Annotated in this window: 11 protein-coding genes; 4 read left to right on the forward strand and 7 right to left on the reverse strand. The window is 55.9% G+C overall.

Going from position 1 to position 11,388, the window contains the following annotated elements:
• Positions 1-439 precede the first annotated feature (439 nt).
• The gene (locus ACP96_RS19640; protein WP_237561683.1) at positions 440-1,111 is read left to right on the forward strand and encodes a hypothetical protein; all 672 of its coding nucleotides are present in this window, start codon (positions 440-442) and stop codon (positions 1,109-1,111) included.
• 331 nt (positions 1,112-1,442) lie between these two features.
• Positions 1,443-2,669: an orc1/cdc6 family replication initiation protein gene (locus ACP96_RS15060; protein ID WP_050033935.1), complete on the forward strand. Its 1,227-nt coding sequence runs from the start codon at positions 1,443-1,445 to the stop codon at positions 2,667-2,669.
• A 665-nt stretch (positions 2,670-3,334) separates the two neighbouring features.
• On the opposite strand, the gene ACP96_RS18175 is transcribed toward ACP96_RS15060, so the two are convergent.
• On the reverse strand, positions 3,335-4,681 hold the full coding sequence (locus ACP96_RS18175) for a restriction endonuclease (protein ID WP_237561684.1): 1,347 nt from the start codon (positions 4,679-4,681) through the stop codon (positions 3,335-3,337).
• Between the two features lie 353 nt (positions 4,682-5,034).
• Between ACP96_RS18175 and ACP96_RS18830 the strand changes: the two genes are divergently transcribed.
• On the forward strand, positions 5,035-5,373 hold the full coding sequence (locus ACP96_RS18830; RefSeq protein WP_154020491.1) for an ArsR family transcriptional regulator: 339 nt from the start codon (positions 5,035-5,037) through the stop codon (positions 5,371-5,373).
• A gap of 192 nt (positions 5,374-5,565) precedes the next feature.
• Here the strand turns inward: ACP96_RS18830 and ACP96_RS15085 are convergent, their stop codons facing one another.
• Together ACP96_RS15085 and ACP96_RS18180 are read right to left on the reverse strand one after the other, a co-directional pair.
• Complete coding sequence (locus ACP96_RS15085; protein ID WP_050033937.1) at positions 5,566-6,810, reverse strand: inorganic phosphate transporter; 1,245 nt, start codon at positions 6,808-6,810, stop codon at positions 5,566-5,568.
• Between the two features lie 386 nt (positions 6,811-7,196).
• Positions 7,197-7,760, reverse strand: coding sequence for a type IV pilin (locus tag ACP96_RS18180; RefSeq protein ID WP_161785367.1), 564 nt, complete (start codon positions 7,758-7,760; stop codon positions 7,197-7,199).
• Between the two features lie 237 nt (positions 7,761-7,997).
• On the opposite strand from ACP96_RS18180, the gene ACP96_RS15090 reads away from it, so the two are divergent.
• Positions 7,998-8,819, forward strand: a complete 822-nt coding sequence (locus ACP96_RS15090; protein ID WP_202593973.1) for a recombinase family protein — start codon at positions 7,998-8,000, stop codon at positions 8,817-8,819.
• Between the two features lie 78 nt (positions 8,820-8,897).
• Here ACP96_RS15090 and ACP96_RS15095 read toward each other — a convergent pair whose 3' ends face one another.
• The 4 genes from ACP96_RS15095 to ACP96_RS19645 form a co-directional block, all read right to left on the reverse strand.
• Positions 8,898-9,275, reverse strand: a complete 378-nt coding sequence (locus ACP96_RS15095; RefSeq protein ID WP_237561685.1) for a hypothetical protein — start codon at positions 9,273-9,275, stop codon at positions 8,898-8,900.
• Between the two features lie 420 nt (positions 9,276-9,695).
• The gene (locus tag ACP96_RS19370; RefSeq protein ID WP_050033938.1) at positions 9,696-10,205 is read right to left on the reverse strand and encodes a hypothetical protein; all 510 of its coding nucleotides are present in this window, start codon (positions 10,203-10,205) and stop codon (positions 9,696-9,698) included.
• A 6-nt stretch (positions 10,206-10,211) separates the two neighbouring features.
• On the reverse strand, positions 10,212-10,670 hold the full coding sequence (locus tag ACP96_RS15105; protein WP_050033939.1) for a tyrosine-type recombinase/integrase: 459 nt from the start codon (positions 10,668-10,670) through the stop codon (positions 10,212-10,214).
• Positions 10,671-11,144: 474 nt separating this feature from the next.
• On the reverse strand, positions 11,145-11,357 hold the full coding sequence (locus ACP96_RS19645) for a hypothetical protein (RefSeq protein ID WP_237561686.1): 213 nt from the start codon (positions 11,355-11,357) through the stop codon (positions 11,145-11,147).
• Between the last annotated feature and the right edge of the window lie 31 nt (positions 11,358-11,388).

Genomic DNA, 11,388 nt, shown 5'->3' on the forward strand with positions numbered 1-11,388 from the left:
TTCCGAGTGTCTCGATCCCCCCCAACTATATCATCTAACCGTCAGTGAACAGGATAATGGCAGTCACACTCGCTGAGCCATCGGTGCTTGCTGCCGCGAAAGACACGCTGTATCCTGCTATCGACACGAGTCCCGATCAGTACGCGGTCACGGAGACGCAGTTCACCCAATCCACGTGGGGCGGCTGGACCATTCCGCAGGCGCTTCGAGACCGGCTTGCGCCGTACAACACGCTCCGACTCAATGCTGGTGAACCCGACTTACTCGGCGTTGGGATGCCAGCGACTGAAGTGCTGGACGCTGACGCGGCCACGACACCAGTAACGGTGATCGAAGCGAAAGGGCATAATTCTGACCCGGCTGCTGCGGATGTCGCTCGCGGCATCAACCAGGCGCACGCTCATCTTCCTGAAGTCAACCTTGGATACGTCGCTGNNCGGTGAATCACCCGAAAAACTATCTGGGGTACGCGCTCGCGCTTGCTGCTGATGGCGATACTGACGCTGTCTACGCCAACAACGTCATCAACGCCATTTCTGGTGGGCGACGTGGGGCAATTTTGTTGAACCTCGTCGACGATCAGCCCAACGGGGACTCACTCACACACCTTGGCGCAGAAGTTGTGCGCTTCGCCCGCAATCAACACGGTAGTGTCACGGCTGCGCTCGCCGAGTTCGACAGGTGGACTGGTAGTCGAACACGGTTCACTGAGCTCGCTCCGCGATGGGCACAGCTCGCACGCTCTGTCGCTATCCAATACGAGCCGACGCGACTCATCATCACCGCACTCGAACGGCTTCACGAAAACGGGGTCTCTGAGCCGACGCTTGCCGATGTCGCTCTGGAAGCTACGCGTATTAATCAGCCACTCGCCGTTGAGGTGTTCTTCACACAACATCGTCGTGATGCTGTCCTCACCGCTGACGGAGAGATTGCTGAATCAGAGCTTGCTGACCCCACCGTGTATAAATCTGGCATCCACTTCCAGTTCAAGTATCAGCTCTACCATCTTGGCATCCTCACTACTGGTGGCACAGACGACAAGGACGCTGTGTTGAGCAACACGTGGCGGTTAGAGTATGCTATCAAGAGCGGGAGCTCTCAAACCTAATCTTAGAGCGATTATCACGGACTGACTCGGAAGGACAGAGACACACCACTCTTGCAAGTGAAGACGAGAAAATGAGGGGGAGGGTAAGAGTACAGAGAGGCAGTCAAAGGGGCGCAAATACCGATATCGACACGTAGAGTCATTCTATAAGGAAACTACTACAAATCATACTGAGCAATACATGTAAACGCTTTAGTTGAAATTGTGGACTGTTTCTCTGTTCACTACTACTAGTCTAGTATTTCACTTGTAACAGTGGTGTGTGTCTGTACCCTTCACTTGAAACAGATGTAGGGGTGGTTTTATATGATAAACACGAGAAAGCGGTGACATGCGTCGATTCGAGCGGAAGCAGAACATCTTCCGCAACAAGGACGCTCTTGGAGAATCCTACCGACCCGATCAAATCGAAGAGCGAGACGAAGAGATCGAGGAGTACATGGACGCACTCCAGCCTGTTGTCGACGGTTGGGAACCAAACAATATCTTTCTATACGGTAATACCGGTGTCGGGAAGACTGCCGTTACCGACTATCTTCTCGACAGGCTCAAAAACGATGTTGCCGACTACGACGATGTCGATCTGGCAGTTATCTCGGTGAATTGTAAGACGCTGAACTCCTCCTATCAAGTCGCCGTAGAACTCGTGAATAAACTTCGTCCTGCTGGTGGTGAAATCAGCTCGACCGGATATCCCCAGCAAACCGTCTTCAAGAAACTGTACAAGGAACTTGAAGCGATTGGCGGAACGATTCTGATTGTCTTGGATGAGGTTGACTCAATTGGTGATCGGGACGAATTGTTGTATGAACTCCCACGAGCTCGTGCTAACAATAACCTCGACTCAACGAAGGTCGGTGTCATCGGGATCAGCAATGATTTCAAATTCCGCGATCAGCTAGATCCTCGCGTCCAAGACACACTTTGTGAACGAGAATTACAGTTTCCGCCATATGATGCACCCGAACTTGAGAACATTCTCGAGTCGCGTGCTGAAGTTGCGATCGCCGCGGATGCCGTCGAGCAGGGTGTGTTGAAGTTCTGTGCGGCTCTTGCCGCTCGCGACAGTGGAAGCGCCCGACAGGCGCTTGACCTCCTTCGATTAGCCGGAGAGATCGCTGAAAACCGTGAAGTAGATCTCATTGAACGTGACCACGTTGAGGCAGCACGATCTCGTCTCGAACAGGAACGTGTGGAGGAGGGAATGCGTGAATTAACAACACACGGACGTCTTGCGCTGTTAGCAGTCGTCTCGAAAGCCGCTAAGGAAGAGACGCCGTCCCGGACCCGGGAGATTTACGAGGAATACACTGCGCTCTGTGATTCCTCTGGAACCGACTCGCTCGCTCAACGATCTGTACACAATCATCTGTCCGATCTTCGGATGCTTGGGATTCTGTCGGCCTACGAGAACCGCTCTGGTTCTCGTGGGAACTACTACAGCTATGAACTGGACGTTCCGTTCACGAGTGCGATCGAGGCGATGTCCGACGTTCTGCGGTTAAACAGCGAGATGGAGACAATCCGGGACATCGCCTCAATGAACAACGTCGCCTAGACACACCACCCTTACAAGTGAAGCCGCCGATGTCAAGCGATTTAGCATCTTTACTTGTAACCGCGGTGTGGGCAGTTCTTTCTCTATTCTCCTGTGAACGTGGTTCGGTTCACTTGAAATAGTGGTGTGTGAGGTGGCCAGGGATCTCAGCGTTGATCGGTATCTGCGTACGCTTGAAACACTCGAAGCGCCGGAGTGTGTGAGGGTGGAGACGATCGACTCCTCATCCCGGCAGTCGTTGATCTATTCTCATTCCCGTCACGGCTCAGGTTGGTGATTAGCTACGTCCCAGCAGTAGGCCGATACGTGGCTCACGGGTCGCTCCCAGCACACCCACTACGATCCACACTCCTCTACCGACCACAACGATTGGCAGAATCAACTCCGTAGTGTGACACCGGATCGCAATCCAAGAGAAACTTGTCCCCGGCAAGCGTGTGATCGAGGCAATATCCGACGTTCTACGGTTAGTCAGCAGATGCTGTGATTAACCAACAAGGACAGCAAAACGCGAAGTCTGTTGGTTAAGACGACTCACTAACAACGAGCTGAGAAAATGAACCGCACGCCTTCTCCACCTGCCCACCCAGCAACAAAACCCGTATCTTCTTCGAGGAACTGCCAAGACCGTTTGAGCAATCAGGATGGGGCTGGATGGCCCCGATCTACCCCTCCCTTCCCGGTGGTTGGACGATATCTCCGAGGGATCGGACCAATTGGATCCCGTTCTCGTAGTCAGTCGTCACCCGATACCCTTCTTCGTCCTGCTTGACGGCCCCCACGCTGGGATGCGCGAGCAGTTGGAGGGCGGATCGAACCTCTTCGGTGGTTGGGATATCGTTCGAGCCCTCCATGCCCACGACGATCCACCGGACGTCCTCCGCTGTCTCTACGGCTCCATCGGCACGCTCGAGAGCTCGGATGACCGCAAGAAGGATCTCTCCAGCATCGATCCGGTCCTGGATGTACTCATCGAGGAGGTCGAGTCTGTCATCTTGGAAGGCTCCTGAGCGTGTCAAGAGAGCCAGTATCTCCTCGGGTGGGACGGCATACTCCTCCCGGCGATCGAGCAACTCGACGAGGTCGTCAACGGCGATGGTCGTTAGCTCGGTCGTTTCGGCGTTATCGATCACCTTCGGAGCAAAGCCTGGGGCGACCACGATGGCGTGATCAGCCCCACGCTGGCGCCGGTGTTTGTCCACGTTGGTGACCTCTAGAGAGTTGACTCGCCCGTTCCCTCGGGCCTTCACTTCGACAACGACGTGTTCGGGGGATCGGATCTCCACGTCGGTGTCACCCCCTCCCTCGATCCAGTCGGCGGCACAGCCCAGCCGAGAGAAGGCCTTCGCAACGAGTTTCTCGAACTCCTCGTGGGCGTTCCCATCTGTGCTGGCCGCCCGGAGCTGGTCAGCAAGGTCGGGAGCTGGTTCGTCGTCTTCGTCGTCGACGGGGTGAACACGTTCGCCGGCATCGGTCAGGTCGGCAATGGCAGTCTCGACTGATTCCTCGCCAGAGAGTTGGTTGAGGCGCTTGTCAGCGACCCGGGTGAATCCCTGCGGGCGATAGGTCTCGTCATAGCCAACAAGCTTGTTGAAATCCTCAATGTCGACGTCGACTTCCTCAATATCGGTGAGGAAGGTCATGTACTCCCAGGGGCTTTCCTCGTTCCAGCGACCGTGTTCAACGTTCTCTCTCCAGAGATACTCCGCAAGGTCGGGGTCGTGTCGGAGTTGGAGGACTTGCCCCCTCGCGACGAACGCGCCATCGTGGTAGACGAGCGCGATGTCGTTTCGCTCGACGTTCCGCCACGTCCCATCTACTGAGGTCCCCCAGACGTGGACGAGATCGTCGTCAGATGTCGTCCGAAACAGTTCGAGGTCTTCGTCATTGAGGTAGGACTCACAAGCCCGAAATCTGGCACTACTGCCGATCGTCCAGCACGAGTTCAGTAATATACCCCGACGACCGACGCGGTTATCGCTCCAAAGTCGGCGGTTATCAGGCCCACTCATCGAGTTGTTGAGAACCTCTATTTCATCTGGTGAAACAGCTGTTGGCCTAGTGATATTGTGACGGGTTGGCGTGCAAGATGTAGGGCGCGAATGTGGTACGAACCGGGACCGATCTACGGGAAAGAGTGATCGGTCAGTTCAGGGAAGTACAGACCGGAACCGACCTACTCCTCTCCGATCTCTTTTAGGAATGCCGTGCGAGATACTGAGACTGGATTCCTCGGAGCGTCCCCGGCAGCGTCGTCGGACCAGATTCGCTCTCAATTGAATTGGGTGGCTGAACGATGACTATCGTATATAACACATGACATACCATGCCTTGTACTAATGCCTTCGGACGGAAGACACATCATATGAGTGATGCGGGTCGGTTTGACCAAGTGCTTGAAAGCCTTGCAGATCCGTATCGCCGGCAACTGCTGCTTGCGCTTATCGAGCACAATCCACAAGACGACGACGATCCTGATCCATTGAATATCCACCCGGAGGGTGACGACGCACTCTCTAAACTGAATATCTACATGGGCCATCTTCCGAAGCTCGATAAAATGGGGATCATCGAGTGGGATGAAGACGAGGATGAGATCATCAAAGGCCCCGACTGGGAAGAATTTGAACCACTTCTCCGACTGATCGCTGAGCATAAAGACGAACTCCCAAAAGAGTGGTTCGAGGAAACGGATACCGACTAATTCTCGTTGTGTACCTGCCGATGGGATGAGACTGAACCGACATCCATACGCTCGTAAACAACTCGTTTTACCTCCGTCCTACTAGCAGGCTCGTTCTATCGGTTGGTTCAGGATTTAGATGGAGAGGCTCTGTTGAAATCCTCAACCGGTGATATGTTCTCAGCAGTCTGCTGAATACAGAGCGCGTACGGCTCATAGCAGGAATGCGAACACCGGGTATGAGCCGATGATCGCCAGCGACGGCGTCAACACCCACATCGTCACGATACGCTTGGCCGCCGCCGGGTCGAAGAGGCTTCGCTGGTCGATGTCTGCCGGTCCCTCGGCACCGATGTCTGGAATATTCGGGGTTTCATCCGGTTTCTCGGCCGATTCCTCGCCTCGGGCAACGTCCCCGATAGTCGGGCCGGCAGGGGCGTCCTCGGCGCGTGACGTGACCAGTGCGCCGGTCGAGACCGCGACATCCGGTCGGTCAGGGGTCGGCGTCACTAACTCTGCCAGTGTCGATATGCGACTCGCTCGCCCCCATCCGAGGCCGATGATCGTTGACGTCGTGCTGACGGCGAGACTCGCTGGAATCCCGAACGACGAGAGAGCGGTGATGACCGTTCCACCGATCACGGAAACGATCAGTGAGGCGAGAATGGGGAGCTCCGTGATGTCGTCCCCGACCGTTTCGAGCGTGCGGCGAGCGATGGTGAAACTACCCAACGCGAAGGCCCCCACCGCGAGGAGGACACCCTGATTCACGGTGAGCGAGCCACCCTGACCGACGAGGGGAGCGACGGCGTTCGCGGCGTTCGACGCCCCGGCCGAGAACGCCATATAACAGCCGATGAGGACGACCAACAGCGACCCGACAATGTCCTGTGGTGATGCGTTCGGATTGATGAACGGCCGTGGAACCGTGCTCGATCGGTCGAATTGGATGAACTGGAGGTTGAACGTGGTGAACGCGACGTAGCGGTCGAGATACGGGTAAACGTAGCGGCCGATAACGACTCCGAGAGTCAGACACACCAGTGGGGAGACGATCCAGGCGGAGACGATAACGAACATCAACGCCTGATTGAGAGTCCCGGTTGCGAGTCCCAATCCGACGATGGCGCCCACGGCAGTCATCGACGTTGACGCTGGGACCCCGTAGAGGTTCGATATCAACAGCGACGCGCCGGTGAAAAACAGAACGATGATACTGGCAACGGGCGTGAACTGGATCGCTGGCACGATACTGCTGCTCATCGTTTCGATAACGTTCCGACCCACAGTCCACGCTCCGAGAAAGGCGAAGCCAACGAACAACGCCCCTGCAGTCGTCTTTCGAACGAGGCGCGAGCCGACTGCAGGGCCGAATGCTACCCCTGTGGACGATCCGCCAATGTTGAACCCAACGAATGCGGCGACAACAATACCGACAGCAGTCAGTATCATCACCATCGTAATAGGATAGATATTGTCAGACACCGGTTTAGTACCTTTGAGGGTCGTTCCAACTGCCAGTTCACGTTCTGCGCTGAACACAGACACAGTAGCATTCGGGTGCCGATACCGACAATATCTCCCGTGATCACTCCGACCGCGCCGGCTGTGGTCATTCTCCCGATGAACAACACAGTAAACTAGCTATCAACGGCTCGATGTCTGAAAGCCGATTTGCGTTCAGGACAGATCGGGACGTCTGTCTGTTGACTACAGCCTCTGTATCTCGCACACAGCTTCTGACAGAAACTGAGGAGATCTCAGAGGCGCTGCTGAATACAGTGCGCGTATGTAGCATTAAGAGACATCGGCTCAGACAGTACCGATTGATTATCTCGGCAGTACTACGGCGTGAACGTGTTCTGTGAAATAACCGTGCCTGACGGAGTATGTACAATGGTGACCTCAAGCTCGTCAGCATCTGGATTACTGCCCACTGGTGGGTCACGGAAATCAGCGGCCCCCACTGGTATCCGAAACTTGATCGTCTGTCCAGCACCCCAACTGGAACTGCCGTCAAACAGGACTCCATCACTCACACCGAACCCTGAAGCTAAACCGTCGTTCCCCTCGTAAGAGTTAGTATCAAACGTTGAAAGGCTGGGCGGGAGATTCACTAACCGAACCTCTGTATCACTCATACTCTTACCACTCGCACGAACGACAATCTCTAGCTCGTTGAGGGCAACATCCTCCCCGGCTATGTGTGTAATCCGTACAACCTGCTCACCAAGATTACCACCAGCCTCAAATTCACCGGTCGTGTCTGCAACATTCGGAGCGGGCTCACTAATGTCATTCACAAACCCAAATGCAGCTACCGAGACAATCGCAGCCAGAATAACGACTACTGCAACCATCAGAATGACGCCAATAACTGACGATGCGCCTCGGTCAGCAATCTTCACATAAAATAAAAAATGGACTGTGTACCTAAATCCACTGCTTGCAAATATTTACTACACTGTGCTGACTTCATCCTCTGTATCTTACACTGATCGACCTACCAAATCTCAAATATATACTGCTATTTCACTATCCCTCTGTACTGGACAGCTGATCTCAAGGTTCGTCGAAAAGGTAGTGCTATACACGGAACCGCAGTAACCCCCACTTGTTTAATACAACAGTACGTCCTCGAAAACGTGAGCGAAAACGGACCCTCAGACGCAGCAATCTACGCCCGAGTTTCGACATCGGATCAGGATGTCTCTCGGCAACTCAATGAAGCCCACGAACATCTGGAGCGTCTCGGTGTCAAAGACATCGAAGAGTATCCCGAAATCGTCTCGGGTGCTGCCGACACCGACACCCGCGAGGTGTACAACCAGCTCCTCGACGACGTCGAGACGGGACGGTTCGATCTCGTGGTCGTTCACGAAATCAGTCGGCTCTCTCGCCTCGGCCCGACTGAGATTCACAAATTCATCCAGCACTGCTTGGAACACGACACCGGCGTCGAAGCCCTCGACGTCGGCCTGAAGATCCACGTCGACGACGGCGAGCTCCAGCAGACGATATACAGCATGGTCGCTCGATTGATGGGCGACCTCGCCCAGATAGAACACCAACAAAAGCTCCAGCGGATACGGTCTGGTGTCCGCGCTGCACAGTCTGCCGGAAAGTGGACTGGAAGACCGCCTGCGGGGTTCGTTGTCGAGGATGGCTACCTCCGCGTTGATCCGGCCGAGTTCCTACACGTCCGCGAGGCCCTGGCCCGTGTCGATTACGGTGAGTCGTTCGCGACTGTTGCCGGCGACACCGGCATCGCCGAGTCGACGCTCCGGAGTCTCCACCAAGATCGGCGCGACCTCTACCTCGGTGGCGAAGCTGAAGACGACCGCGTCGACGAGGCGCTCACCGACGTCCGTCCGCTACAGGATGCGCGTGCCGAGGATCCCAACCTCGAAGAGCTGCGCAAACGCGTCGAGCGATTAGAGGAGGCCACGGACATCAACAACCGCTAGCGCTTCTACCCCCTCAATCTCCGACACACAAGCGATCGTAGACCTGCCTGACGGCAGGCTCAACGGTTTATCTTTCTATCATACCGAGATATCTACTTCTCTACTTTCCCACTTCTCTTCTACTTCATTTACTGACTTCTCGTTGTCAACCACGTCGGCTAAGTCGCGGAGGTACTCCACGATATCATCGTTGTCTACATCCCATCGCTGGTCAGAGATCGATTTGAGACTCGTCGCTAGCTCACGGGCTTCATCAGCCGTGTAAGCTGCGTCAGTCTCACCAATGTCAACGATGACAGCAAACTCGTTGTCGGTGATGCTGAGGTTCAACGACGATACATCGCCGTCAATAATGCTGCTCGATACCCCATCTTGAAGATCTGACTCATACATTATGTAGTCGATCTTGTCGGTCCCATTTGAAATCGGGGGCACCGTCAGGGCCGGAGCGGTCAACTTTCGACCGGGGGCATGGTACTCCTTTGACCCGAGCTATTCTACTGATGGAGACCTTTCGGCTACCTAATATATTCTGCTCAACGACCCGTGTCAGACACGTTTCCCGACAGATTATTATTCAGGACCAGAAGGGGTGTCCTGGATTCTTCCCCCAAGACACCGAACCGACCGATTATCGGCCGATGAGAGTGGTTTACGGAAATGTTATGGCAGGGCGACAGAACGGTGCGCTTGCCGCCGGTGGCTCAGCCGCGCGTGTACTGTATCACCCACATGATGAATACCACGAGCGCGGCGAAGACTGTGTGCGGTCCAAACATACCGATGAACGCGTCGATGAGCATGTTCATGCTCCAATCGCAGAGACGCCTGTGAGTTCCATATAAACCCACGCGCCGGTTACCGACGTCGAGCGCGTCAGAGGTCCGGGATCTCATGGCCGATGTAGACAAGCCCGATAGCGAGGCCGATGACGGCTCCCGGCGTGGCGTGTACCTCACCCGCCACCGGGTCGATATGGAACGCGCCGGTCGTACCCCACACGACGCCGGCGAAGACGGCCCACGCGCCGAGCGCGACGGCGATCCCTGCGGCCTTTCGTCGAGATGGTGGGTAGTCGAGCTTGTCGGATGTCTTCGCCGCGCTGTGTTCGAGCAGGAGTCGCGCCCGAGTCCACGCGCTGACTGGGTCGGACGCAGCTGGCGCTTCGTGATCGTCGGCGAACGCGCCGAAGGTCTGCTGCCGGTCGCGCGCTTCAGCTTCGAGCGGGTCCGGCAGGTGGTCGTACTTGTGTCGAGCGACGTCGCCCTGAGGCGTGATACGGTCGAGGGCGATTAGGTCTGCGTTCTCCCGAACCGTCGCGTAGCTCTCGGGCTGAGGGTCGACATCGTACGGGCCGTCTGTCGGCTCGCAGAGCGCGGCGGACATCTTGTGCTACAACTGCGCGAACTCGGAGCTCACGTAGTACTGCGCGGTGCTGAGGTACTTCCACCCTATCAGCATCTTCAACCCGTGATTGTCGAACCCGTTGAGCATGATCAAATAGTTCGCTGCCGACGCGCGGAGCGACTGCGGCATCATGCGGTCGGGGTCGATGCCTTCGGTCACTTCAGCCAGCCGGGTGAGACGCCGGCGGACCGTCTCGTCGGTCATGTCGAGCTGGCCTTGGACCTCGAGGAAGCGCTCGATGATGTCTCTCCCCCGCTCTTGGAGCACTGGTATCTGCCGCCCGCCGGCGTGCGACTTCGGCGACCAGTAGTCGTCGTAGAAGTCTTCGGGCTCGGCGTCGGCATCATCCGCGTTTCGTGCGCGCGCCTTGGCGAGGGTCCGGCAGTGGCTACAGATGGTCTCCTCGAAGGCGCGGTGGCAGTCCTTGTGATACGGGACGGTCACGGCGACGATCTCCCCGGCTGCGTCTCGAACCCCAGTTGCTCACAGAGTACAGGACGGTTCTCTAAGTAGTCGACGAGAGCTGTTTCGTACTCCTATCCGTGGAGTTCTTTCAGTACGAACACCCGAAAGAGCGTAGACATCTCGTATCGTGTGGGCCCGGTGTAGCGATCCTCGGCGTCAAAGATGGCATAGGCCAACGGGAGCGAGCAGACGAATTGCTCGACGGAGGTATGATCATCGTGTCTGAACCACGTTGTAGAGACGATACGAACGTCCGATTCTAGACCAGCAAGCGACGTCCGATCGTACAACGGTGTCGAATCGTACGCCGGCCAATCAGTATGCGAACGTCTTGCGATCCGTCGGAAGACCACCCCACGAGACTCCGGGGTTGCCGTCATATTCACTACCTCAGTATCTCTTATCGATGAGTTTCTCTGGAGCTATAGAGATAGTGATGTGTTAGCGGACCAGTCAGGCATACGTTTGATACGCGATAAAGAGCGCAATAGCGAGACATACGACACCGAGTCCACGAATGAGCCACGTCCACTGGTCGGAAAGCGAGTCGTGCTTGTCTGTGCCGTAGTCACCACGACGTCGACGGTTCGGGCCAACGAATACGGACAGTCGGAGTGCTGTTTGTGGGGCGACAATCAACATAATGCCGAGCAGGACGCCGAGAATGACTGCGAGGGGCTGTGTTGAATCGCCATAC

The sequence above is a fragment of the Halorubrum halophilum genome (genome assembly GCF_000739595.1).
GTDB lineage: Archaea > Halobacteriota > Halobacteria > Halobacteriales > Haloferacaceae > Halorubrum > Halorubrum halophilum.